The sequence below is a fragment of the Tenacibaculum sp. TB-53 genome, assembly GCF_059716285.2.
The window spans coordinates 778,059-801,657 of the sequence record NZ_CM202790.1; the positions used below are offsets into that span (position 1 = coordinate 778,059).

Genomic DNA, 23,599 nt, shown 5'->3' on the forward strand with positions numbered 1-23,599 from the left:
TCTAAATATAACTAATTGATTTTAAAATTAAAACTAAATTATTAAAGCTAAAAAATTAAGTTAAAATATTTAAAATATGTTTGTGAACAAAAGAATAATAGTCTTGATATTGAGGAAGTAATAAGTTTTCGTAGTTTTTTGTATGCAGTATTGTTTCTAAGCTAAATAGCTTTAAGTCTGCTACTTCCTCTTCTTGAAGTTTTAATTCTTGGACAGAAACTGTTAATTCAGCAATAAATACATGATGAAACTCATTATCGATAATTCCATTCGGGTGATTTACCATGTGTTTTCGAGTACCTATTTTATGTAAGTTTTCAGGAAGAATATCAAAACCTATTTCTTCTTTAACCTCTCTAACAGCAGCAATTTTAATGTTTTCACCGGCAGCTATGTGACCAGCAACTGAAATATCCCATAAACCAGGAAAAACTTTTTTAGTTAGTGCTCTTTTTTGAAGTAGTATTTGTTTATTAGAAGTGTACAACCAAACATGGATAGTAGGGTGAAAGTAGCCATGTTTATGAGCCTCAGATTTTAAACAAGTTTTTCCTGTATAGTTTCCATTTTCATCGACAATATCTATAAGTTCATCCATAAAAAGCTGGTAAAAAAAACGTCATTACAAATAAGTAATGACGTTTGATTATTTATATTATTTAAAGTAAGAGAAATCTTCTCCGTCTTCAATTTTTAATAAACTTTCGTAAATCATTTTAATTACATTTTCAACATCTTCACGGTGTACCATTTCAACGGTAGTGTGCATGTAACGTAATGGTAAAGAGATTAAAGCAGAAGCAACTCCACCATTGCTGTATGCAAATGCATCAGTGTCAGTTCCTGTAGCTCTTGATAGGGCAGAGCGTTGGAAAGGAATTTTGTTAGCTTCGGCAGTATCAATAATTAAATCTCGTAATTTTTGTTGTACCGCAGGAGCATAAGCTACTACAGGACCTTTACCTAACTCTAAATGACCTTCTTTTTTCTTATCAATCATTGGTGTGGTAGTGTCATGTGTTACATCAGTAACAATAGCTACGTTAGGCTTAATGGTTTCGGTAATCATTTCCGCACCACGCAAACCAATTTCTTCTTGAACAGAGTTTGTAATATATAAACCGAAAGGTAATTTTTTCTTATTTTCGTGTAGTAAACGTGCTACTTCAGCAATCATAAAACCTCCCATACGGTTATCTAAAGCACGACATACAAACTTGTTCTCGTTTAGAATGTGAAACTCATCTGGGTAGGTAATAACACAACCGACATGCACACCTAATTTTTCAACTTCTTCTTTAGTGCTGCAACCACAATCAATAAAAATATTGTCTGGTTTTGGAGCTTCTTCTTTCGCTTTATTACGTGTATGAATTGCTGGCCATCCGAAAACACCTTTTACAATTCCGTTTTTAGTGTGAATGTTTACAATTTTACTAGGAGCAATTTGGTGGTCGCTACCTCCGTTACGGATTACATAAATTAATCCGTCATCAGAAATATAGTTTACATACCAAGAAATTTCATCAGCATGTCCTTCAATAACTACTTTATATTTAGCATCAGGGTTTATAATTCCTACAGCAGAACCATAAGTGTCGGTAATAAACTCGTCAACATAAGGTTTTAAATAGTCCATCCATATTTTTTGCCCTTCCCACTCGTATCCTGTAGGAGCAGCATTATTCAAGTATTTTTCTAAAAAGTCAATAGACTTTTCATTTAAAATAGATTTATCAGCCATAACTTAAACGTTAATTTTAATGTTATTAATCTTTCTTTTCTTTTTCTTTAGGTTTATCAGCTCCCCAAAAACGTCTCTTTTCAATAAACTCTTCTTGTTCCTGAAGTTGTTTAGGTGTTAACACCTTTAAAAAAGATGGGTGTTGCTCTATTGCATACTCAATTTTTTCAACAATGCTAGCCACATCTTCATTTTCGTAATCAATTTCTAAAGGTTCTTTAATAACCATAGATTGTAGCACGTTACGTTTTTTTATCATCAATCCTTTTTTGTCAAAAGAACGTCTAAATCCGTCAATTACTATAGGAACTACAATAGGCTTGTAGGTTTTAATGATATGGGCTGTACCACGACGAATAGGCTTAAAAGGGGTAGTTGTACCTTGTGGAAAGGTAATTACCCAGCCATCGTCTAAAGCTTTTCCTATATTAGAAATGTCAGACATTTTTACTTGTCTGTTTACATCTTTTCCTGCGCTTCTCCAAGTTCTTTCAACAGAGACAGAACCTACATAAGCAAAAATTTTAGGAAGCAAACCAGAACGCATGGTTTCACCTGCAGCAACATAATAAATATTTAGTTTAGGTTTCCATAAATACCCTACGTTTCTAATATTGTCATCTCTACCTTTTAAAGCGGCATTAAATACGTGAAACATGGCTGCTACATCGGCAAAATAGGTTTGGTGATTGGAGATAAATAGTACTTTTTGGTCGGGGAGACCTCTTAAAACATCCATTCCCTCTATTTGCAGGTCATTAAACTTACGGTAACGTCCGTGAGAAATAACTCCGAGAACTTGTATTAAAAATCTTTTAATGAACAATATATGTCCAAAAGGATTCCTTTTAAATAAAGGCATTTTTATAATCTGGTTTTATTAGTGTAAATGCTAAATTACAAAAGAAAACCATAAAAAAAACTATTTAAATAAATCTTTAATTTCTGAAAGCATCATGGCAGTTGCACCCCATACAATGTAATCGTTTAATTTAAAGCATGGTACCTCAATATTTTTCATGTATGAGGTTTCCATTTCTACTGAAGTCAAGTTTGAATCGTCTAATAAATCAGCTAATAAAACTTCAATAATTTCTGCAACTTCTTCGTTTGGAGTGAAATGAGGTGTTTTTTCTGAAACACCTATAAATGGAGCTACTAAAAAGTTACTAGGAGGAATATATGCGTCTGAAGTTTGTCGTATTATTTCAATAGATTTATAGTGTATACCAACTTCTTCAAAAGTTTCCCGTAAAGCAGTTGTTTGTAGGCTACTATCCTCTTTGTCAAATTTCCCACCAGGAAAGCTAATTTGAGATGAATGCGCTCCATTATAACTCGCTCTTTCAGTAAGTAAAAAGCGTGTTTGGTTATCATTGTCAGGGTAAAATAACGCTAAAACAGCTGCTTTTCTTGGATTTTTGCTTAGTATTAATTCTTCTGAAAACCGTGTTCTTAATTTTGGAGCTAACTTAAATTGAGAAGTTAAACCACCTAGTTGCTTTTGCTGCAATCTTTCTATTTGATTGATAAAATCAGAAAAAGTCATTCGTTTTTAGTATTTTAGAACAAACTTATCAATTTACAAGATAAAAGTTATAAATTTTGGCTTGAATTTTGATTTGTTTAGTGTAGAATTAATTTAATATTAAATGAATAAAGAAAAAAAGTACCAAAAACTAGCATTAAGTTTGTTGTTTGACGCTATAGGGTATGTATCTTATTTAATACCTGGGCTTGGAGAGTTGTCAGATATTGTTTGGGCACCAGCATCAGCGTATATAATGACAAAAATGTATAAAGGAAATAAAGGTAAAGTAGCAGGAGCCATTGCTTTTATTGAAGAAGCGATGCCTGGGTTAGATGTTGTGCCAACATTTACTCTTATGTGGTTATATACTTATGTTTTTTCTTCAAAGGAAACAAAAACTACGATTGAAGTTTAGTCTTTTAAGTCGAATAAAAAAATAAAGAGCTTCCAATTTTGGAAGCTCTTTTTAGTATTCTATAACTATAAACTATTTCTTGATGATTTTTTTTGTAAATGATTTTTGACCGTCGTTTACTTCAAGAATATATATGCCGTTATGTAAGTTTGAAACATCAAGATTATTATGAGTAACTTTTCCTGTTAAAACTTGTTGTCCTGTTAAGGTTGTAACTTTAAAAGTAGCATTTCTGTCATCAGCTAATTTAATTTTTACAAAGTCTACACTAGGGTTTGGTGAAACACTAGCATCAAAAATAGAAGCTTCATTGCCCAACTTTCCATCGATAGTGATGTTGTTGTATCCTAAACCTTTAGAGCTACTACCTATGTTAACAGTATAATCTTCAACTTCACCATAAGAAAAAGTCTCACAAGCAGATGGAGCTGCATTCCATTTCATTGATACACGCATTCTTGTGGTACCTGCTAAAGCAGAGGTAGGGACAGAAAAATTATAGGATAAATTACCAGAGCTAGATGAAGAACCACTAACAACTTCTTCAGAAGATTCAAAAGTTCCATTTTTATTAAAATCAATCCAAACTTTCCAGTATTCTGTGTATGAAGAACTAGCAAATCCAGCGCTTACTACAATAGTATTACTTCCGTAAGGTAAGTTTCCAGTTAAAGAAGTAAAGTCAGCATATCCACCATTGGCACCAGTAGCGTTTGAAATTCCACCAATAACAACATTGTCAATCCATTCATAATTTACATTATTCCCTTTAGTACTACAATAAGAAATTGTGTTTGCTAGAGTTGTTATGTTTACCGTATTACTTGAAGAAGAAATATTGTTTGCAGCATCTTTGGCTTTTACAGAAAAAGTATAGCTTGTAGAGGCTGTTAATTTACTTACAGAATAACTTGTAGTAGTAACAGTGGCTATTTTTGAACTTCCTCGATATATGTCATATCCTGTAACACCAATATTGTCAGTTGAAGCAGTCCAGCTTAAATTAACAGAAGTTTGTGTAATATTTGAAGCAGCAACATTGGTTGGCGCAGATGGAGCAGTTGTGTCTGGGGTAGAAGTTCCTCCATCAATGTTGTGGTTTCCCAAGCCGCTAAATGTATCTTTTGCTAATATATTCCATTCAGAAGTTGTATATGTACTGTTAGGAGATGTAACAGAAGATTTTCTTTGCATTGTTTTGTCTTGTGCAAAAGTTGAAGAGCTATTAGGATTTCCAATCAAATCGATAAGAGTATTTCCTTTGAATAAACCAACAGCATCGTTTCCATTAAAAGAAATTACACCAGTATCTGTTCTGTCAGCTTTATTTAATATTGTACTAGAAGCACTGCTATTAGCTATGACATACACATCACCATTTGTTAATTGACCACTTAAGGTTAATGTATTGGTCCATCCACCACCGTTGGCAGCTTTCTTTAATGAATACCCTGATAAGTTTACACTGGTTCCAGTGAAATTAGCAATTTCAATAGCTTTATTATTTGAAGAACCTTCAATATATTCAGAAATTAATAAATCCGCAGCTGTTCCATTTCCTCCACCTGAACTTGTGTTAGTTGTAATAGAAACAGAATTACTAGAAGTAGATTGATTACCTGCAGCATCTTTAGCTTTTACAGAAAAAGTATAATTAGTTGCTGCTGTTAAACCTGTAACGCTATACGAAGTTGTTGTAACGGTAGCAATTTTCGTAGTTCCATTGTATACATCATATCCTGAAACACCAACATTATCAGTAGAAGCTGACCAAGTTAAATCAACTGTAGTTTCTGTAATATTTGAAGCAGCTAAATTAGATGGAGCAGTAGGAGCTTGTGTGTCTGATACACTACCACCTCCAAATAAATCTTCAGCTTGAGGTCCTCCCCAAATTTTAGTAGCAAATGCAGGGTTGTCAATAAACGGATTACGATTTCCTTGAATTCCTTCTAAAATAGGGTTACGTTGCTTTTCAAAGTCTGATACAGGGTCATCCACATTCCATTGAATAAATAAAGCAAGCATGTTAGAGTCAGAAGCCATCGTAGCTCCTGTACCAACACCCGTAGGTAAACATTGGTTACCGTAACGTAAATACATATACATCATCATACGAGCAACATCACCTTTCCATTCGTCTCCAGGATACCAACCTCCAGAAACACTACCAGCATTACCAGAACTATTTACAAATTTTTTACTACCTCTTTGAGAGTTGAAAGAAATATCAGAAGGTCTTAAATGATGTGCATCTGCACCAGGACCAGAAGTTCCTAAATTAGGACTTCCTAATGATTTAGGGTATACATGTTCTCTGTTCCATTGTGTACCAGCACTACCACCATTAGCATCTTTACTTCTAGTTCTATCGGTTACATAATTACCATCAGTATCACTATACCCATAAATTAATAAAACCTTACTAGCGTCGTTAGGATCTAAATCAGTTTGTTTAAGTGCATTCCACACACCAGGTGTGTATGATAGGTTTGTTGTATGTGTATTAATAATTTTAGTAGCGAGCTCATTTTTTAATGCTGAACCAGATAAATTCAAATTAACATCGTTATAATATGAAGGAATTTGTGAAAAAACAGCTAATGAAGCTATTAAAAAGAAGAAGAGTAGTTTGTGTTTCATAATATTTTATTGAAAAAAAGTTAAATTTTTGTTAACCTCCTGCAAATCAATAAAAAATATAATTTTTTGATGTTATCAAAAGGTTAATAATCAATAGTATATCTTTTGTAGGTAACTAGTTTATAGTTTTTCCTTTATTTTGCGTAAATTTGCACGCTAAAATTAGAGATTGATTATGAAGATATCATACAATTGGTTACAACAATTTTTACAGACAGACTGGGAGGCAGAGAAAACAGGTGAGTTATTAACTGATTTAGGTCTTGAAGTTGAAGGAATAGAAACTGTAGAGAGTATTAAAGGAAGCCTAAAAGGGGTAGTTGTAGGAGAAGTTTTAACTTGTGAAAAGCACGCTAATGCAGATAAGTTAAAGGTTACTACTGTTGATTTAGGAAATGGTACCCCTGTACAAATTGTATGTGGAGCACCAAATGTCGCGGCAGGACAAAAAGTTCCTGTGGCTACTGTTGGTACCATGTTGCATGATGAAAAAGGAGAAGGCTTTAAAATTAAAAAAGGAAAGATAAGAGGAGAAGAGAGTCATGGAATGATTTGTGCCGAAGACGAATTAGGTTTAGGACAAAGTCATGATGGTATTATGGTGTTAGACGAGAATTTAGCTCCAGGTACTCCTTGTTCGGAGGTCTTTAACATTGAGACAGACTATGTTTTTGAAATTGGGTTAACACCAAACCGAGCAGATGCCATGAGTCATTACGGTGTTGCACGCGATTTAAGAGCTGGATTAATTCAGCAAGGAACTAATATTGAGTTAATATCTCCTTCTGTTTCTGATTTTCATGTTGATGAGCGTACTCATAAAATTGATATTGAAATTGAAGATAAAGATTTAGCACCTCGCTATTGTGGTATAACCATTACTGATGTTGAAGTAAAAGAATCACCAGAATGGATTCAAAACAGATTAAAAGCAATTGGGTTAACTCCAAAAAATAATATTGTAGATATTACTAACTATGTATTGCATGAGTTAGGACAACCACTACACGCTTTTGATGCCTCTAAAATTAGAGGAGGCAAAGTAGTAGTGAAAACTTTAGAAGAAGGTACTAAGTTTACTACGTTAGATGATGTAGAAAGAGAGTTGTCATCTGAGGATATTATGATTTGTGATGCAGATGATAATCCATTATGTATTGGAGGTGTATTTGGAGGAGCACAATCAGGAGTTACAGAGCATACAACTTCTATTTTCTTAGAAAGTGCTTATTTTAACCCTGTGTCTGTTCGTAAAACTGCAAAACGTCACGGGTTAAATACAGACGCTTCTTTCCGTTTTGAAAGAGGTATTGACATCAACACAACAAAATATGCCTTAAAGCGTGCTGCTTTATTAATTGAAGAATATGCAGGAGGAAAAATGTCTTCTGATATTTTAGATTTTTATCCTGTAAAGGTGGAAGATTTTGAAGTGTTTTTATCGTTTGAAAATGCGTATAAATTAATAGGTCAAGAAATACCTAAGGAAACGATTAAAAAGATTTTAGCTTCATTAGATATTAAAATTAATAGTGTTACTGAAGCTGGTTTAGGATTGGTAGTACCATCGTATCGTGTAGATGTACAACGTGAAGCAGATATTATAGAGGAAATCTTACGTGTTTATGGATATAATAATGTAGAATTTTCTCATAAATTAAATACGTCTATTTCTTTTGATAGTGATAAAGAAGTTAAAATAGAGAATATTGTTGCTGACCAGTTAACATCGTTAGGGTTTAATGAAACCATGGCAAATTCGTTAACAAAGGCAGATTATATTGAATTGTCTGAGAACTTAAATGCTGATTTTAACGTTGAAATGTTGAATCCGTTAAGTAACGACTTAAAAGTAATGCGTCAATCGTTACTATTTAGTGGTTTAGAATCTGTAGCGTACAATATTAACAGAAAGAACAATTCATTAAAGTTTTACGAGTTTGGTAAGACGTATCATAAATATGAAAGCGGATACCAAGAAGACAAGCATTTAACATTGTTTGTAACAGGAAATAGAACACAAGATAGCTGGAAAGTTGCTTCACAAGCATCAGACTTCTTTTATGTTAAAGGGATTGTAACAGCTTTATTAAGTCGTTTAGGAATTGATAAATTAAAAACCACTCCAACAAAATCAGATGTGTTTTCTGAAGGAATTACGTTAAGTTTAGGAAAAACTAAGTTAGTAGAGTTAGGAGTTGTTAAAAGAGCGATTTTAAAAGAGTTTTCAATAAAACAAGAAGTATTGTTTGCAGACTTTAACTGGCAGAATATTTTAGATTTAGTAGGCAAGAAAAAAATAAAAGTAGCCGATTTACCTAAGTTTCCAGCTGTAAAGCGTGATTTAGCATTGTTATTGGATAATAAAGTTGAATTCAAAGAAATTTATAACTTAGCATTTCAATCAGAAAGAAAGCTTTTAAAAGAAGTGGATTTGTTTGATGTGTATGAAGGAGACAAATTACCAGAAGGTAAAAAGTCGTATGCAGTAAGCTTTGTATTACAAGATGAAAACAAAACATTAGCAGATAAGCAAATAGACAAAATAATGCAGAAACTACAGCAAACATTCGAAAAGAATTTAGATGCTGTATTACGATAATTCAGAAGCTCCATTTTTGGAGCTTTTTTTATATTTAACAAAGAACAATACTTAAAATAAACTAATGTATAAATTACTGATTCGCCCAATTTTTTTCCTTTTTGATCCTGAAAAGATTCACCACTTTACATTTTCACTCGTAAAGTTTCTATCTAAAATACCAGGAATGTCTTCTATTTTTAGAGGAATGTATCAAGTAAACGATAAAAAGTTAGAACGTAATTTATTCGGATTAACGTTTAAAAATCCTGTAGGGTTAGCAGCAGGATTTGATAAAAATGCAGTACTGTATAATGAGTTGGCTAATTTTGGTTTTGGTTTTGTTGAAATTGGTACGGTTACACCAAAAGGTCAAGAAGGAAACCCGAAAAAACGTTTATTCCGTTTAAAAGATGATAAAGGAATTATCAACCGAATGGGGTTTAATAATGAAGGGTTAGAAGCAGCGATTGAGCAATTAAAAAAGAACAAAGGAAAAATAATTATTGGAGGAAATATTGGTAAGAACACCAATACAGCCCCTGAAAATTATACGGAAGACTATGTAGCGTGTTTTAAAGGGTTACACCCGTATGTAGATTATTTTGTATTGAATGTAAGCTGCCCAAATGTATCAAGTCATGCAAAATTAGAAGATGCTGATTATTTAAAAGAATTGATTACTGAAGTTCAAAAATTGAATAATGCAGAAGCACAACAAAAACCAATCTTATTAAAAATAGCTCCAGACTTAAACAACCAACAATTAGATGAAATTATTGAGTTAGTTGCTGAAACTAAAATTGATGGAGTAATAGCATCAAATACCTCAGTAAATAGAGATAATTTAAAAGCTTCTAAAGAACGTTTACAAGAAATAGGTAATGGGGGTGTAAGCGGACAACCGGTTAAAGATAGAAGCACAAGAGTAATTAAGTATCTAACGGATAACTCTAATAAAGCATTTCCAATTATAGGAGTAGGAGGTATCCATTCTGAAAAAGATGCTTTAGAAAAGCTAAAAGCAGGTGCAGATTTGGTACAAATTTATACAGGATTTATTTACGAAGGACCTAGTTTGGTAAAAAGAATCAATAAGGCTATTTTAGCTGAAAGTTAATTATGAGAAAAATTGAGAACAAAGAAAAAGAGTTGATTATATCAATAATTAACGATAAAAAAGAAGTGCCAAATTTAGTAAAAGATTTAAATGACGGAGAAATGGGAAGTATTTCTTTTGATTTAAAAAATGAATCTAAAAGATTTGAAAGTATTTTTAAAGCTGAGTATCTCGACAGTGATAATGTGTTAGTTGATATTGAATTGTCCGTGGATAAAAGAGGAAGACTGTATGAATTAGATTTTTTTAAGATTAATTTTGGTAAACTAATTACTTATCCAACATTTGATGAATTAAAGATCAAATAACTTATTTAAATGCTAGAAACCCTCATATCTTTTGTATTAGCCACGGCTACTTTAGCGATTTCACCAGGACCTGATAATGTTTTTGTCTTAACACAAAGTATTGTCAATGGTAAAAAATATGGATTGGCTACAGTTGCTGGTTTAATGACAGGATGTATCATTCATACAACTTTGGTAGCTTTTGGCGTATCTGAAATCATCAAACAGAATCCGAATTTGTTTTTTATCATCAAGCTATTTGGAGCAGGATATTTACTGTATTTAGCATTTCAAGTATATAAAAGTGATGCTAAAATTGCCTTTTCTACGGAGAATGTTCAGAAAAAATCAACAATGCAGTTATTCAAAACAGGTTTTTGGATGAATGTATTAAACCCGAAGGTTACAATCTTCTTTTTGGCATTCTTCCCGCAGTTTTTGTTTTCTGACAGCTTGTCAAACGTACTCCAGTTTTATGTATTAGGAGGATTATTCATTTTAACATCTTTTTTAATATTTTCTTCCATTGCTATTTTGGCAGGAAAAATTTCTAATTACATTAAACGGCACAAAAAGGTGGGAATATATTTAAAATGGGCGCAAATTGTAGTTTTTATAGGTATAGCGATGTTAATTTTACTTTAAAAAACTTTCAAGATTATTTATTCCTCTTTCTTTAAAGTAAGTTTTTCTAAAGCACGTTTAGAACTTCTATTTTCAGGGTTAATGGTTAAAGCTTTTTTATAGTATTCAATAGCGTTCGCTGTATCTTTCATTCTGGTATAAGCATCAGCGGTACTATCATAAGTATTTGAACTGTTAGGATACAATTCAATATTAATTTTAAAAACATTAAGGGCATTTTCAAACTCATCTTTTCTAAGATATTGATATCCTAACCTATTTATATTTCGTTCTCTGATTACAGGATTTAAACTGTCTTTTTCTTTTATAGCTTTGTAACCTTTTAAAGCAGCTTCAAAGTTACCTTCTGCTAAATGTTCGCTGGGAGTTTTTTCTCCTTTTTTTAGTTTTTTAAAGACATACTTTTCACCTTCATGCTCACGCTTTTCAGCTAACCCTATCATATTCTTAGAAGTATTAAAAATTAGTTTTTCATTTAACTCTCTAACGTAAAAAGAAGAATCATTCACTTTTAAAGGTTCTAAGTTTTGATTACGCCATTTTATAAGTAATTTATTGTCATTATTAAAAGTAACTTCTATAATTTCATCAGCATTAAAATAATAGCGTCCTGCTGCTTTTTCAATAAACTTAGAAGAGTTTGTTTTTGAAGTACAGCTAATTAGTAGTAAGATAAGTGAAAGAATTAAAAAATTAAATTTCATTTTTGGTTAGTTTTATGTTGAAATAAGATGTTAGTAAGACGATTTAGAATCAAATAAGTTACAAATTAAATTATTTATAGCTTTCGTTGGCATAAGAATTGAAATATAGATAACGAGATAGATAAGAGTTTTAGTTTATTCTTTTGTTTATCAGTAGATTAAGGTTTTTTAAAAGTGGTTTTTTTTCAATAAAAGAGTGATAAGTGCCACTATGACAGAATAAATAAGATATGAGTAAATCAAAAATATTACATTTAGACAATTTGTCGCTTCAAGATGTTTTTAATGAGGATTCAGAGTTAATTCCATTATTAACACCAGAAGATGAAGAGTTAATAAATCAAGAAAGTATTCCTGAAGAATTACCAATTCTTCCATTGCGTAATACAGTGTTATTTCCTGGAGTTGTAATTCCAATTACGGCAGGTAGAGATAAATCTATTCAGTTAATTAAAGATGCCAACAAGGGAGATAAAGTTGTAGGTGTTGTAGCACAAAAAGATAGTGAGGTTGAAGATCCAGGAATTGATGATATTTATCAAACAGGTGTAGTGGCACAAATTTTACGTGTATTAAAAATGCCTGATGGTAATACAACTGTAATTATTCAAGGTAAAAAGCGTTTTGAAATAGAGGAAATTACGCAAGAAGCCCCTTACTTAAAAGCAAGAGTAAAAGAAGCTGTAGATGAGCGAGAAATTGATGATCAAAAAGAGTTTGATGCAATTATCGATTCGATTAAAGACTTAGCATTAGAGGTAATTAAAGAAAACCCTATGCTACCTTCAGAAGCATCTTTTGCGATAAAAAATATTCAATCCAATTCATTTTTGGTGAATTTTATTTCGTCAAACATGGAATTAAGTGTATCGCAAAAGCAGGTATTACTTGAGAAAGACAATTTAAAAGAACGTGCATTATTAACGTTAAAGAATTTAGATAAAGAGCTTCAAAAGTTACAATTACGTAACGATATTCAATCTAAAACACGTTCTGACTTAGATAAACAACAACGTGAATACTATTTAAATCAACAATTAAAAACCATTCAAGATGAATTAGGAGGTGTTTCTCACGAGCAAGAGCTAGATGAAATGCGTACTAAGGCTAAGTCTAAAAAATGGAATAAAGAGGTTGGAGAAACTTTTGAGAAAGAGTTAGGGCGTTTAAGACGTATGAATCCTCAAATGGCAGAATATGGTGTACAGCGTAACTACTTAGAGTTAATGTTAGAGTTACCTTGGGGAGAGTATTCAAAAGATAAATTTGATTTAAAAAGAGCTCAAAAAATTTTAGATAGAGATCATTTTGGGTTAGAGAAAGTTAAAGAGCGTATTTTAGAGCATTTAGCGGTTTTAAAATTACGTGGTGATATGAAATCGCCAATTATTTGTTTATACGGACCTCCAGGAGTAGGTAAAACATCGTTAGGTAAATCGGTAGCTGAAGCATTAGGACGCAAGTACGTACGTATGTCTTTAGGAGGTTTACGTGATGAAGCTGAAATTAGAGGACACCGTAAAACCTATATTGGAGCAATGCCTGGTCGTTTAATCCAAAATATTAAAAAGGCAGGAACTTCAAATCCTGTATTTGTGTTAGATGAAATAGATAAGTTAAGTCAAAGTCATCAAGGAGATCCTTCTTCAGCAATGTTAGAAGTGTTAGACCCAGAACAAAACACAGCTTTTTATGATAATTATTTAGAAGTGGGATATGATCTTTCTAAAGTATTATTTATAGCAACAGCTAATAACATTAATCAAATTCCATGGGCATTACGTGATCGTATGGAAATTATTAACGTAACAGGGTATACTATTGAAGAGAAGGTAGAAATAGCTAAAAAATACTTGTTCCCAAAGCAATTAAAAGAGCACGGATTATCAAAAGAACATTTAACAGTAGGTAAAAAGCAGATAGAGAAAATAGTTGAAGGATATACTAGAGAGTCTGGAGTCCGTGGTTTAGAAAAACAAGTAGCAAAAGTAGTTCGCTTTGCCGCTAAGTCTATTGCGATGGAAGAGGAGTACAATGTTGTTTTGACAAATGAAGATATAGAAACTATTTTAGGACCTGCACGTTTAGAACGTGATAAGTACGAGAATAACGATGTTGCAGGTGTTGTTACTGGGTTAGCTTGGACAAGCGTTGGAGGAGATATTTTATTTATAGAATCTATTATTTCTAAAGGAAAAGGAAATCTTTCAATAACAGGTAACTTAGGTACTGTAATGAAAGAGTCTTCAACAATAGCAATGAAATATATAAAATCTAATGCTGAGGAATTTGGAATTAATCCTGAAGTATTAGATAAGTATGATGTACACATTCACGTGCCTGAAGGAGCTACCCCTAAAGACGGTCCAAGTGCAGGTATCACGATGTTAACTTCTTTAGTTTCTGTATTTACACAGCGTAAGGTGAAAAATAAATTAGCCATGACTGGAGAGATTACGCTACGCGGAAAGGTACTTCCAGTTGGTGGAATTAAAGAAAAAATATTAGCAGCAAAACGAGCAAATATTAAAGAAATTATTTTGTGTGCTGATAATAAAAAGGATATAGAAGAAATAAAAGAGAGCTACTTAAAAGGGTTAACATTTCATTATGTAACCGACATGAGTGAGGTAATTGATATAGCACTTACGAAGCAAAAAGTTAAAAAAGCTAAGAAACTTTTATAATATTAGAAAAACTAAACAAACAGCCAATATAGTTCTATTGGCTGTTTTTTTAAGTAGAGTTTTACTTAAGAAACTTCATGAATATACATTGCTTTGTTACTTAAAAGTTAGGTTCACGGTCATAGTGTTTATCGTATATACAAAAACACATAATATAAGGCTCTTTTCCTCTACATGTCCATACTCCATCTCCAGGGCATTTTTTAGGTGTACCTCCTAAAATTTGTTTTTGTGCTGTTTTATTAATAACAGTACCTAAGTTTGAAATTTTTGTTTTCATAATTATATTTTTAATTAATTACTAATAGTTAGGTTCAAGAAAATCCTTCTTATCATATTCACACCAACACATAATATAAGGCTCTTTTCCTCTACATTTCAACACTCCATCTCCAGGACATTTTGCAGGTGTACCTCCTAAAATTTGTTTTTGCGCTGTTTTATTAATAACAGTACCTAAATTTAAAATTTTTGTTTTCATAATTATTAATTTGTTATTGAGTTAAGTACTTGTTTTAAATTGTAAAACATAAGTAATTGTTGTAAAGTTTTTAACTTTATTAAATTGTTTACAACGGTTATATTATCTCCATCAGCTCTTTTGAATTATCTAAAAATTCTAGCTTACAATAACAATGAGTTTTTCTTGGAGTACAATAATAAAAATAACCTATAGGACACCTCATAGGAGATTCACCTCCTAAAATTTGTTTTTGTGCTGTTTTATTAATAACAGTACCTAAGTTTAAAACTTTTGTTTTCATAATTAATTAGTTTTGGTTATTGATAATTTTTAGTGGTCAAAGTCTACAGGTAATTCTTCAACATATTCTGGTTCACACCAACATCTTATCCAATTACATTTTAAATAAGTTCCTCTAGGGCAAACAATTTGTCCACCATTAATAGTTCTTTGTTCTGATTTATTCAGAACGTTTCCTAATTTAGAAATTGATTTTAACATGATTAATTAATTCGAGTTATCCCTACTCTATTAAATGCTTTTCGGGGGACGCATTAAAACAAGCTTGATTTATAACAAATATTAAACATTGTTAGCTACAAAAGAAGTGAAAACAGGTACTATTTATGAAAATAGGAGGTACTATTTAAAAATAATGACATTATTATTTTGGATTTAAGTTGTTGTTTTGTAGCGCTTTGTGTGTTTTGTTTTTTGGTGAGTTTGATAAAAATAAAAACAATAGATTAAAAAATTAACTTTACATATAACTTAAAAATTAAAACTTATGAAATGTTTATCTATTGAGATGTTAGCAAAGTATAAATTAACATTAGAGGAAAAAACAAAGATATTAGCAGGAGATCCAGTTAAGGCGAATTATGAAAAAATAGATTTTGGCGGACCAGATACAGATGGAGAAGAAGACTGTTTTGTTTTACCACCAAGTGCAGAAAAAGATAAATGCTACGATCGTAAAAATAATTTTAAGGTTTAAAATAATTACAAAAAACATTATAACTCCTTATTAATTTTCTCTATAAATTGATAAGGAGTTATACCTATATATTTTTTAAAAATTCGAGTAAAAGACTTCGCATTTTTATATCCAGCAATTTCTCCAATAGCTTGTGTTGTATAAGACCTCACTTTCTTATCATTACTCAATATTCCAATAATGTAATTAATACGTAACTCATTCGTATAATCATTAAAGCTCATTTTTTTATAATCTTTAATGATTTTTGATAGGTAAGTAGTATTGGTTCCTATTTTTTTAGCTGCATTATATAAACTATACTCTTCTTTTAAAAAGTACTTTTTTTCCTCTATTTTTAATAAGCCACTAATAATTTGTTGATGTTGTTCGTCTTTTATTTTTAATGGATTAGGTAAAGAAAAGGGTTTTTCAGTTAGGTCTTCTTTTTTTGAAATTTTATTTAATAGTTCACTTAACTTTTTCTTTGCTTTCTTTTTTTCTTTAGCGTTTTTAAATACTAAAAAAGAGATAACTATTACTGTAGATATTAATCCTATAACTATAATTTCATAATAAAAATTCTTTTTGTTACTATCCTCTTTTAACTTTTTAATTTTTTTATCAAAATCAACTTTAATTGCTTCTTTAAACTGTTTTTTATCTCTTAATGAAACTTTTGAATGATTATTTACATATGTGTTTAAATAATAATTTGCAGAGTCTACTTTATTTTGATAAGTATAAATTTGTGAAAGGTATCCATTCATCTTTATATAATTATCATCTAAAATGGTGTCTTTTTTTATTTTAAGAGCAGTTAAAAAGTTATGTTTAGCCTTTTCGAATTTATTTAAATTATAATAGTTTAGACCATTGTTGTAGTATCCTTTGTATAAATAAGACTGTGACTTGCTTTTTTCGAATAACGCTAAACTTTTTTCAAGAAAAGAACTAGCTTTAGAGTATTCTTCTTTTAAAGTATAAATAGTCCCTTTTCCATAATAAACTTTGCCGGTATAATAGCTATTAAGATTAAACTCTTTTGTTTTTAGTATCAAATTATAGTAATGTAAAGAAGAGTCTGCATACTGCTGTTTTTCTCTGTTTTTTTTATATAAAGTAGCGTAAATAGCAGCAACATTAAACATTCTTTTATATTTGCTACTATAATACTTGTTTGAAAGGGATTCTTTATTAGCTTCTATAAGGTCAAGAGTTTCTTTTGCTTTATTAAGAGCTTTATCAAGCTCTCCCATGTCTTGATAAATAAGTGCGATGTTCCCTTTTATTTTAATAATTCGCTCAATATCTTTGGCTAACAAAGCGTAATTTTCGGCTGTAATATAATTTTGTAAAGCTGGTTTAATTAACTTTCTTCTTTTATTAGAGTTGCCTAAGAGAATATGAATATCAAACAGTAAAGGAAAATTTTTATTTACTCTTACTATTTTAGGAAGATATTTATTAATACTATCTTTAAAAGAAGTGTTTATAGATTGTTTTTCTCTTACTTTTAAATATTCTATAGCAGCATATCCAAAAGTTTTATAAGCAGTATTATTACTTAGTAGAAGCTTGTTCATATAGTATAAAGAACTATCAACACCAATTTCTTTATTTAAATAGAACTTTTTTTTAATTTTTATCAAGTCACTTTCGTTATACTTCTCTATTTCTTGAGAAAAAGAAAGAATACAATTAAAAATTACTAAGAAGAGAAATAAAATTTGCTTTAACATAATTTTTTTGAAGGGTTAGAGGAAAATTAATAGTAGTTGCAAAATAAAAATAATTTAACAAGAAAGCTATTTCTTCTATTCTATTTTTGATTTACAGTAAGTTAGTTTATTTCTAAAAAAATGTTATAAGAACATAATAAGATAATATGTAAATAAAAAGAGAAAATACTTTTTATAAATAAAAAGCGTTGTTGTTTTAGTTATATTTAAAAAATTTTTAAAAAGTAATATAAAACTTAAACCCTTAAATTTCATGAAAAAACTTTTTTTATTAGCAGGTCTTTTATTTTCTGTAGCCTCGTATTCTCAGATTGAATTTATTGAAACTACTAAAACAGAAATAGTAGGAAAAATAGAGTACGTTTATTTAGAGAAAATAGGAGATAAAGCTTACAACTTTTACTATAAGAATATAAATGATCCTATTCATGAATATGTTCATTTTTCATTTAAAAACTTAGATAATGATGTAGAAAAATTACATCAAATAATTGTAAAAGGCTTTGAAGAAAACCCTAGAGATCCTTATAAAATTAAAGCAAATGGAGATGTAATCTGGTTAAAATATACTAAAGTTGATGGAGTAGTAATGTTACAAATTCAACAGTATGTAAGTAGAGATCCAGATATTATGACAGTTTCTAAGTTACTTACATATGAAGAAGTAAATAAGTTATTTAGCAAATAGTTAAAATAACAGCAACAAAAAAGCAGCCCATAGGCTGCTTTTTTGTTAGGTTTAAATAAAACTATATTAGTTTTTAGCTTTCTTTTTAAAAGCATCAAACTTATTTGTTGTTTGTTTAGGCCAACTGTTATTTGAAGTATCAATATCGGCAGTTTCTAAATCAGGGTCTACAACAATACTTTTAATTTCTTGAGTAGATGTAAATACTCTTTTTACTTTATGCTCATTTTTTTTCCAAATTTGAGCAGGGAAAGTTTGGCGTTTTTTAGAACCATCTGCATACGTTAATTCAACAATAATAGGCATTACTAAACCACCTGGTTTTTCAAACTCAACTTGATAAATATAATTAGGTATATTTTTTAAATTAGCTTTCTTGTCTGATGGTAAGCTATTAATATATGCTTCTATTTCAGATTTATCAGCATCTTCTTTTTTAGTAGTTAAGTAAACTAACTTACCTAATTGAGCAAAGTACGAAGGATATTGCTGTTGTAACTTCTTACTTTCTTCATTTGGCTTATTGGTTAAATATAAAGGCTTAACCTCTTTAATTCCAATATCAGTATAATCAGTGGTGTAGAACCAACCTCTCCAAAACCAGTCTAAGTCCATACCAGAAGCATCTTCCATTGTTCTAAAGAAATCGGCAGGGGTAGGGTGCTTAAACATCCATCTTTTAGAGTATGTTCTAAAAGCATAGTCAAATAACTCAGGTCCCATAATTGTTTGACGCAACATGTATAAACCAGCAGCTGGTTTTGTATAAGCATTAGGCCCGAAATTATGTACATAATCACCTTGAGACATGATAGGGCTTAACCTATCTTGATCTAAACTCATGTAACGAACAATATCTTTAGGTAAGTTACCAGTGTTAAAGTTTGGATCGTAGTCTAATTCAGCTAAAATTTCAACAAATGAATTTAAGCCTTCATCCATCCAAGTCCACTGACGCTCGTCAGAGTTTACAATCATAGGGAAGAAGTTATGACCAACTTCATGAGTAATTACTCCAATCATTCCGTTTTTAACTCTATCAGAATAGGTTCCATCAGGATTTGGGCGTCCGTAGTTAAAACAAATCATAGGATACTCCATTCCTTGACGCTTAGCGTGTACTGATACTGCTTTAGAATATGGATAGTCAAAAGTCATTTTAGAATACTCTTCTAATGTATTAGCAACAACACGAGTAGAGTGCTCTTCCCATAGCGGGTTTCCTTCTTTTGGGTATAAAGATAATGCCATAACGGTTTTACCATTAATATCTACAGCCATAGCATCCCAAATATATTTTCTTGATGAAGCAAAAGCAAAATCACGTACTTTATTTGCCTTAAAGTGCCAAGTTTTAGTTTTAGTAGTTCCTTGCTTTTCGTTTTCTTCAGCTTCTTTTTGAGTAACAATAAACACTGGGTCTTTAAAAGACTTCCTAGCTTTTTCAAGACGTTTACGTTGTTCTCTACTTAATACCTCTTTTTCGTTTTGTAGTTCACCAGTAGCCTCTAAAATATGATCGGCAGGAACAGTAATTTTCACATCGTAATCACCAAATTCTAAAGCCCATTCACTACGCCCCCAAAATTGCATGTTTTGCCATCCTTCAACATTGTTGTACACACATAATCTTGGGAAAAATTGAGCAATAGTATAGTTTTTATTTCCGTCAGGAAAAGATTCAAAACCAGAACGACCACCGTCTTCAACAGAGTTGTTAATTAAGTAGTTCCACTTAATTTTGAATTTAAAAATCTCACCAGGAGCCAATGGCTTAGGTAAGTTAATACGCATCATCGTGCGGTTAATAGTATGAGATAAATCTCTACCATCAGCATATTTTACGGCTTCAATATTAAAACCAAATGCTTTTGGTTTATCCATATTGTCACTCACAAATTTATCAGGAGTTTGAAAACTTCTTGCTGCATTAGATTCTGCCAAGGGAGATTTAGAATCTGGAGCTCGCATATTTTGATCTAACTGTAACCATAAATACTCTAAATGATCTTTAGAGTTGTTGTGGTAAGTAATATCTTCATCTCCGTACAATCTATCTGTAGCTTCATCTAAGCGTAAGTTCATTACATAATCAACTTTTTGTTGTGTGTATGCATGACCAGGGGCTCCTGATGCTGTACGTTGATCGTTAGGAGTAGCTAATACATCTTTTAATTGTCGAAATTTGTTTTGGTCGGTATGACCTTGTTGACGTTCTTTTTTAGGTGCTTCTTGGGCAAATAAAGAAGCTGATACAAAGAGCGCTGAAAATAATAGCGTAGAATATTTTCTCATTATATGCTTGTTAGTTTTTGAATAAATAAGCGGAAAGTTAATGAAATCTTATTACTAAAAAAGAAGCTTTATTAAAAATTTAACAAACCTTTATCATTATTGCTCGATAAAAACAAACTTTTGCGCTCCTTTTTAACAGTTGCTTTAATAAGGTTTTGTTGATCAGGGAAGTGATCTATTAAAATATTGTTTTCTATTTTTATTGATTTTGGTAATGAAACATTTTCTATTTCTAAATAAAAGTAAACAATATTACCATCGTATTCCTTACCTATAAACTTGTAGTTTTTTTCTTCATTGTTAATAATAACTTTAAAATGAGTTTTTAAGTATTTGTAATAGTATTCATTAATAGATGGTAATTCGTTTTTAGTGGCAATTTGTAGGTTGGTGCTGTAATCTTTATTTATGGCGAGCTCAATATCATCCATAAAAACATTCATAATCATTTGTACGCTTTGAGTATCTTCTCTGTATTCAATTTCAGTTAACGCAACATAGTATTTATGCAGAGTGAATGATAGTAAGGGAAGGACTAATAAGAGAACAAAAAGTTTTTTCATGGTTAATAAAGGTCAATTATTGCGCCAAATTAATCTTTTCCAATAAGTTTGAGGTATCCTGTATGTTCTTTTCTAAATATTTTAATAACTTTTAACACTTCACGGTTTTGATATAGTTTTTCTATTCCTAACGGATTACAATATTCTAAAAAGTGATAATATTTATCAACCGGAATTTTAAGTTCAACAAAAAAGAAGTCTTCTCCTAATTCATTAAGTAATTTAGCAGGCATATTTTCTTTAAAAGCTAATTCTTTACGAAGTTTTATTAGTTTTTCTGAGTTTTTTACAGGAAACGTGTTGGTAGTACCCATTCCTTCAAAAGCTTTTGTAGGGTCAATATTTACCACATTAGGTTTTACGTGTTTACTTATATAATCGTCTGAATGGTAATTACTGTAATTAACATTTGAAAAGTCGGTAGCTTTACTTGCTATTTCTAAGTTTTTATCACGCTTTACCTTTCTAAGGTCTTTGGCAAGTTCACCTGATAATTCGTTGTTTCTTAGTAAAACTTCATCTAGTTCATAATCTTGTTTTTCAAGAGTAGTTCTTTTTCTGTAGGTATTAAAGTCGGCTTTGGTTAGTTTTTCATAAATGGTTTTATAACCTATACTACTATATCTAATAGAATCTGTAGGTCTAGCAAAAAGTCTGTATTCTCCATTCTCGTTAGAAAACGTGGCTTGGTTTGTTGAAAAGTTAACAATATGAGCATTTTCTAGCACACCATTTTCATCATAAACAATTCCAAAAAGTGTTTTTCGTTCTTCTTGAGAGAATACGAATTGTGATAAAAACAACAAGGCTATTAGAACTTTCTTCATGGTACTTTATTAGGTTAGATTAGTATACACCTAAAGGTACGAAATATTTTAAGAAAGCGTAACCAATAACAACGAAATAGGGAAGAGGTTTTAATTGTATTTTTTAGGGTTAAGTTTTTTAAATTCGTTTGATTTCTTTTGTAAAAATGTAATCATTGCTACTTCATTATTTAAATAAAGAGTATTGAAGTCATCGGCAGATTCAGCAAAATAAATAAACCTGTCAATATCCTCTTTTAGTATTTTTATTTCATGCTCAATAACTATATGGTAGTTGTTACGTATATTTTCTATTCTTTTTTCTCTGTCTTCTATAGCTTTAAACTTTTTTAGTTTTTTTATTCTACCAGAAATCCAATTTAGTAAAGGGTCAATTGCTATACCTCCATAACTTGAAGTAGCAGTGTGTAACCTCCTTTCAGCAGGAGTAAGTATTCTAGAACCGGCAAAGGGCAGGTTTAATGTTTCGGCATTAATTTCTTTTTCAGATTTTATATGTTTTGTGTCTGAGGAAATATGCCCGAGTAAATTATGTTTTTCTATCGCTACTTCATCCAGTTCAATAGGTACTTTTTTTAATTGAATGTAATTTTCTTGCATTCCGAAGTGATTGACATCTACTACAAAGTTTTTAGTTTCATAGCCCACAAACGAAACTTGTAAAGTATCATTTATTTTGGCTAAAATCCTAAACTCACCATTATTATTAGTAAAAGTTCCCTGTTTAGTGTTAAGGTTTATTACATGTGCGTTAGGAACAGCACTTACTTCATCTTGTATTATAGCGTAAAAGAATTTTCTACTTTCTTGTGCTGTAGCTTTTATTATAAAAAACAGACAAATAATTGAAGGGAGTATATTTTTCATGTGTTTAGTTATTAATTGCTTTTAAATAACTCTTACTTTCTTGTTGCAAGATAGCAATGACTTTTAAAAGCTGTTGTTCTTTATATAGTTTTTCTATACCTAGTGGATTGCAATACTCTAAAAAATGAAGATACTTGTCTTTAGGTATGTTAAGCTCTTTAAAAAAGAAGGACTCTCCAAATGCTGAGAGGAGCATTTTAGGAAAATTCTCTTTAAACTGTATTGTTTTTCGGGTTCTTTTTAGTTGTTCAGAATAATTATCTTTCCCTAAACTAATTGCGCCTCCAACACCAGCAAATTTAGCAGTAGGGTCAGTTACTTTTCTCATATTAGGAACCCCCATTTTATCAATCTCATCAATAGGCATAATAATAGGGTCTTGAAAATTAATCATAGAAAAATCAATAGCCTTTTTAGCTTTTTCCATACCAATATCTTTAGGTGTTTGTTTAGTATCTATAGCAAGTGAACCTATTAAGTTGTGTTTTTTTACTTCCACTTCATCCAATTCAAAAGGAACTTTAACTAGGGTAATCTTATTTTCTTGTATTCCAAAATGAATATGGGTAAGCTTAATTTTTTGGGTTTCGTATCCTACAAAAGATATTTGTAAAGTATCGTTAGGTTTTGCTAAAATTCTAAATTTACCAAAGTCGGTACTAAATGTACCTTGTTGGGTATTTAGGTTGATAATATGAGCGTTGGGTATAGCACCAAGTTCATCATTTAAAGTTCCGTAAACGAATTTTCGTTTTTGTTGAGCTGTAGCTCCTAAAGTAATTAGTAGTAAAAGTGTGATGGGTAGTTGTTTAATCATGCAA

At 30.9% G+C, this 23,599-nt stretch carries 23 protein-coding genes; 8 read left to right on the forward strand and 15 right to left on the reverse strand.

Translation table 11 applies throughout. The features are described from left to right. Nucleotides 1–55 precede the first annotated feature (55 nt). Genes AC3VJB_RS03485 through AC3VJB_RS03500 form a run of 4 tightly spaced genes read right to left on the reverse strand, consistent with a single transcriptional unit; the run spans nt 56 to nt 3,293 of the window. Nucleotides 56–598, reverse strand: a complete 543-nt coding sequence (locus tag AC3VJB_RS03485; RefSeq protein WP_239179522.1) for an NUDIX hydrolase — start codon at nt 596–598, stop codon at nt 56–58. Nucleotides 599–655: 57 nt separating this feature from the next. Next, on the reverse strand, nt 656–1,744 hold the full coding sequence (locus tag AC3VJB_RS03490; protein WP_047789544.1) for a M42 family metallopeptidase: 1,089 nt from the start codon (nt 1,742–1,744) through the stop codon (nt 656–658). A 25-nt stretch (nt 1,745–1,769) separates the two neighbouring features. Beyond that, nucleotides 1,770–2,606: a lysophospholipid acyltransferase family protein gene (locus AC3VJB_RS03495; RefSeq protein WP_281979357.1), complete on the reverse strand. Its 837-nt coding sequence runs from the start codon at nt 2,604–2,606 to the stop codon at nt 1,770–1,772. Nucleotides 2,607–2,666: 60 nt separating this feature from the next. Continuing rightward, nucleotides 2,667–3,293, reverse strand: a complete 627-nt coding sequence (locus tag AC3VJB_RS03500) for an NUDIX hydrolase (protein ID WP_167713922.1) — start codon at nt 3,291–3,293, stop codon at nt 2,667–2,669. Between the two features lie 103 nt (nt 3,294–3,396). Between AC3VJB_RS03500 and AC3VJB_RS03505 the strand changes: the two genes are divergently transcribed. Further along, nucleotides 3,397–3,690, forward strand: coding sequence for a hypothetical protein (locus AC3VJB_RS03505; protein WP_073182871.1), 294 nt, complete (start codon nt 3,397–3,399; stop codon nt 3,688–3,690). Nucleotides 3,691–3,762: 72 nt separating this feature from the next. Here AC3VJB_RS03505 and AC3VJB_RS03510 read toward each other — a convergent pair whose 3' ends face one another. Next, nucleotides 3,763–6,333, reverse strand: coding sequence for an endonuclease (locus AC3VJB_RS03510; RefSeq protein WP_281979356.1), 2,571 nt, complete (start codon nt 6,331–6,333; stop codon nt 3,763–3,765). A 175-nt stretch (nt 6,334–6,508) separates the two neighbouring features. Between AC3VJB_RS03510 and pheT the strand changes: the two genes are divergently transcribed. From pheT to AC3VJB_RS03530, 4 genes are all read left to right on the forward strand, one after another. Next, a complete protein-coding gene (gene pheT / locus AC3VJB_RS03515; protein WP_281979355.1) occupies nt 6,509–8,935 on the forward strand; it encodes a phenylalanine--tRNA ligase subunit beta in 2,427 nt (808 codons plus the stop codon). A 64-nt stretch (nt 8,936–8,999) separates the two neighbouring features. Beyond that, entirely contained in the window at nt 9,000–10,034 is a 1,035-nt protein-coding gene (locus AC3VJB_RS03520; protein WP_159616718.1) for a quinone-dependent dihydroorotate dehydrogenase, read from the forward strand. Nucleotides 10,035–10,036: 2 nt separating this feature from the next. Beyond that, a complete protein-coding gene (locus tag AC3VJB_RS03525; RefSeq protein WP_167713918.1) occupies nt 10,037–10,342 on the forward strand; it encodes a DUF6984 family protein in 306 nt (101 codons plus the stop codon). 9 nt (nt 10,343–10,351) lie between these two features. Next, nucleotides 10,352–10,966, forward strand: coding sequence for a LysE family translocator (locus AC3VJB_RS03530; protein ID WP_497666758.1), 615 nt, complete (start codon nt 10,352–10,354; stop codon nt 10,964–10,966). Between the two features lie 17 nt (nt 10,967–10,983). On the opposite strand, the gene AC3VJB_RS03535 is transcribed toward AC3VJB_RS03530, so the two are convergent. Next, nucleotides 10,984–11,670, reverse strand: coding sequence for a tetratricopeptide repeat protein (locus AC3VJB_RS03535; RefSeq protein ID WP_497666759.1), 687 nt, complete (start codon nt 11,668–11,670; stop codon nt 10,984–10,986). 230 nt (nt 11,671–11,900) lie between these two features. Between AC3VJB_RS03535 and lon the strand changes: the two genes are divergently transcribed. Then, entirely contained in the window at nt 11,901–14,357 is a 2,457-nt protein-coding gene (gene lon, locus AC3VJB_RS03540) for an endopeptidase La (RefSeq protein ID WP_047789554.1), read from the forward strand. Between the two features lie 100 nt (nt 14,358–14,457). On the opposite strand, the gene AC3VJB_RS03545 is transcribed toward lon, so the two are convergent. The 3 genes from AC3VJB_RS03545 to AC3VJB_RS03555 all read right to left on the reverse strand — a co-directional run bounded on the left by AC3VJB_RS03545 (nt 14,458) and on the right by AC3VJB_RS03555 (nt 15,121). Next, nucleotides 14,458–14,637, reverse strand: a complete 180-nt coding sequence (locus AC3VJB_RS03545) for a hypothetical protein (RefSeq protein ID WP_497666760.1) — start codon at nt 14,635–14,637, stop codon at nt 14,458–14,460. A gap of 21 nt (nt 14,638–14,658) precedes the next feature. Next, nucleotides 14,659–14,838 (reverse strand): hypothetical protein, encoded by a 180-nt coding sequence (locus tag AC3VJB_RS03550; protein ID WP_497666761.1) that lies wholly within the window; start codon nt 14,836–14,838, stop codon nt 14,659–14,661. 97 nt (nt 14,839–14,935) lie between these two features. Beyond that, on the reverse strand, nt 14,936–15,121 hold the full coding sequence (locus AC3VJB_RS03555; RefSeq protein ID WP_497666762.1) for a hypothetical protein: 186 nt from the start codon (nt 15,119–15,121) through the stop codon (nt 14,936–14,938). A 486-nt stretch (nt 15,122–15,607) separates the two neighbouring features. Here AC3VJB_RS03555 and AC3VJB_RS03560 point away from each other — a divergent pair, with 486 nt between their 5' ends. Next, on the forward strand, nt 15,608–15,817 hold the full coding sequence (locus AC3VJB_RS03560) for a hypothetical protein (protein ID WP_073182855.1): 210 nt from the start codon (nt 15,608–15,610) through the stop codon (nt 15,815–15,817). A 17-nt stretch (nt 15,818–15,834) separates the two neighbouring features. Here AC3VJB_RS03560 and AC3VJB_RS03565 read toward each other — a convergent pair whose 3' ends face one another. After that, complete coding sequence (locus AC3VJB_RS03565; protein WP_437824519.1) at nt 15,835–17,538, reverse strand: helix-turn-helix domain-containing protein; 1,704 nt, start codon at nt 17,536–17,538, stop codon at nt 15,835–15,837. A 253-nt stretch (nt 17,539–17,791) separates the two neighbouring features. Between AC3VJB_RS03565 and AC3VJB_RS03570 the strand changes: the two genes are divergently transcribed. Next, nucleotides 17,792–18,226, forward strand: coding sequence for a hypothetical protein (locus AC3VJB_RS03570; protein WP_047789560.1), 435 nt, complete (start codon nt 17,792–17,794; stop codon nt 18,224–18,226). A 66-nt stretch (nt 18,227–18,292) separates the two neighbouring features. On the opposite strand, the gene AC3VJB_RS03575 is transcribed toward AC3VJB_RS03570, so the two are convergent. The 5 genes from AC3VJB_RS03575 to AC3VJB_RS03595 all read right to left on the reverse strand — a co-directional run bounded on the left by AC3VJB_RS03575 (nt 18,293) and on the right by AC3VJB_RS03595 (nt 23,595). Continuing rightward, a complete protein-coding gene (locus AC3VJB_RS03575; protein WP_253056726.1) occupies nt 18,293–20,521 on the reverse strand; it encodes a M1 family metallopeptidase in 2,229 nt (742 codons plus the stop codon). 71 nt (nt 20,522–20,592) lie between these two features. Beyond that, nucleotides 20,593–21,084, reverse strand: coding sequence for a DUF6702 family protein (locus tag AC3VJB_RS03580; RefSeq protein ID WP_497666763.1), 492 nt, complete (start codon nt 21,082–21,084; stop codon nt 20,593–20,595). 29 nt (nt 21,085–21,113) lie between these two features. Then, entirely contained in the window at nt 21,114–21,911 is a 798-nt protein-coding gene (locus AC3VJB_RS03585) for a carboxypeptidase-like regulatory domain-containing protein (RefSeq protein ID WP_239179551.1), read from the reverse strand. A 90-nt stretch (nt 21,912–22,001) separates the two neighbouring features. Further along, nucleotides 22,002–22,778, reverse strand: coding sequence for a carboxypeptidase-like regulatory domain-containing protein (locus tag AC3VJB_RS03590; RefSeq protein ID WP_253680326.1), 777 nt, complete (start codon nt 22,776–22,778; stop codon nt 22,002–22,004). A 4-nt stretch (nt 22,779–22,782) separates the two neighbouring features. Next, nucleotides 22,783–23,595 (reverse strand): carboxypeptidase-like regulatory domain-containing protein, encoded by an 813-nt coding sequence (locus AC3VJB_RS03595; RefSeq protein ID WP_167713910.1) that lies wholly within the window; start codon nt 23,593–23,595, stop codon nt 22,783–22,785. Between the last annotated feature and the right edge of the window lie 4 nt (nt 23,596–23,599).

What these genes read in the sequence shown, in the direction of transcription:
- AC3VJB_RS03485 (WP_239179522.1), bottom strand. Translation starts at nt 598, where the DNA reads ATGGATGAACTTATAGATATTGTCGATGAAAATGGAAACTATACAGGA.
- AC3VJB_RS03490 (WP_047789544.1), bottom strand. Translation starts at nt 1,744, where the DNA reads ATGGCTGATAAATCTATTTTAAATGAAAAGTCTATTGACTTTTTAGAA.
- AC3VJB_RS03495 (WP_281979357.1), bottom strand. Translation starts at nt 2,606, where the DNA reads ATGCCTTTATTTAAAAGGAATCCTTTTGGACATATATTGTTCATTAAA.
- AC3VJB_RS03500 (WP_167713922.1), bottom strand. Translation starts at nt 3,293, where the DNA reads ATGACTTTTTCTGATTTTATCAATCAAATAGAAAGATTGCAGCAAAAG.
- AC3VJB_RS03505 (WP_073182871.1), top strand. Translation starts at nt 3,397, where the DNA reads ATGAATAAAGAAAAAAAGTACCAAAAACTAGCATTAAGTTTGTTGTTT.
- AC3VJB_RS03510 (WP_281979356.1), bottom strand. Translation starts at nt 6,333, where the DNA reads ATGAAACACAAACTACTCTTCTTCTTTTTAATAGCTTCATTAGCTGTT.
- pheT (WP_281979355.1), top strand. Translation starts at nt 6,509, where the DNA reads ATGAAGATATCATACAATTGGTTACAACAATTTTTACAGACAGACTGG.
- AC3VJB_RS03520 (WP_159616718.1), top strand. Translation starts at nt 9,000, where the DNA reads ATGTATAAATTACTGATTCGCCCAATTTTTTTCCTTTTTGATCCTGAA.
- AC3VJB_RS03525 (WP_167713918.1), top strand. Translation starts at nt 10,037, where the DNA reads ATGAGAAAAATTGAGAACAAAGAAAAAGAGTTGATTATATCAATAATT.
- AC3VJB_RS03530 (WP_497666758.1), top strand. Translation starts at nt 10,352, where the DNA reads ATGCTAGAAACCCTCATATCTTTTGTATTAGCCACGGCTACTTTAGCG.
- AC3VJB_RS03535 (WP_497666759.1), bottom strand. Translation starts at nt 11,670, where the DNA reads ATGAAATTTAATTTTTTAATTCTTTCACTTATCTTACTACTAATTAGC.
- lon (WP_047789554.1), top strand. Translation starts at nt 11,901, where the DNA reads ATGAGTAAATCAAAAATATTACATTTAGACAATTTGTCGCTTCAAGAT.
- AC3VJB_RS03545 (WP_497666760.1), bottom strand. Translation starts at nt 14,637, where the DNA reads ATGAAAACAAAAATTTCAAACTTAGGTACTGTTATTAATAAAACAGCA.
- AC3VJB_RS03550 (WP_497666761.1), bottom strand. Translation starts at nt 14,838, where the DNA reads ATGAAAACAAAAATTTTAAATTTAGGTACTGTTATTAATAAAACAGCG.
- AC3VJB_RS03555 (WP_497666762.1), bottom strand. Translation starts at nt 15,121, where the DNA reads ATGAAAACAAAAGTTTTAAACTTAGGTACTGTTATTAATAAAACAGCA.
- AC3VJB_RS03560 (WP_073182855.1), top strand. Translation starts at nt 15,608, where the DNA reads ATGAAATGTTTATCTATTGAGATGTTAGCAAAGTATAAATTAACATTA.
- AC3VJB_RS03565 (WP_437824519.1), bottom strand. Translation starts at nt 17,538, where the DNA reads ATGTTAAAGCAAATTTTATTTCTCTTCTTAGTAATTTTTAATTGTATT.
- AC3VJB_RS03570 (WP_047789560.1), top strand. Translation starts at nt 17,792, where the DNA reads ATGAAAAAACTTTTTTTATTAGCAGGTCTTTTATTTTCTGTAGCCTCG.
- AC3VJB_RS03575 (WP_253056726.1), bottom strand. Translation starts at nt 20,521, where the DNA reads ATGAGAAAATATTCTACGCTATTATTTTCAGCGCTCTTTGTATCAGCT.
- AC3VJB_RS03580 (WP_497666763.1), bottom strand. Translation starts at nt 21,084, where the DNA reads ATGAAAAAACTTTTTGTTCTCTTATTAGTCCTTCCCTTACTATCATTC.
- AC3VJB_RS03585 (WP_239179551.1), bottom strand. Translation starts at nt 21,911, where the DNA reads ATGAAGAAAGTTCTAATAGCCTTGTTGTTTTTATCACAATTCGTATTC.
- AC3VJB_RS03590 (WP_253680326.1), bottom strand. Translation starts at nt 22,778, where the DNA reads ATGAAAAATATACTCCCTTCAATTATTTGTCTGTTTTTTATAATAAAA.
- AC3VJB_RS03595 (WP_167713910.1), bottom strand. Translation starts at nt 23,595, where the DNA reads ATGATTAAACAACTACCCATCACACTTTTACTACTAATTACTTTAGGA.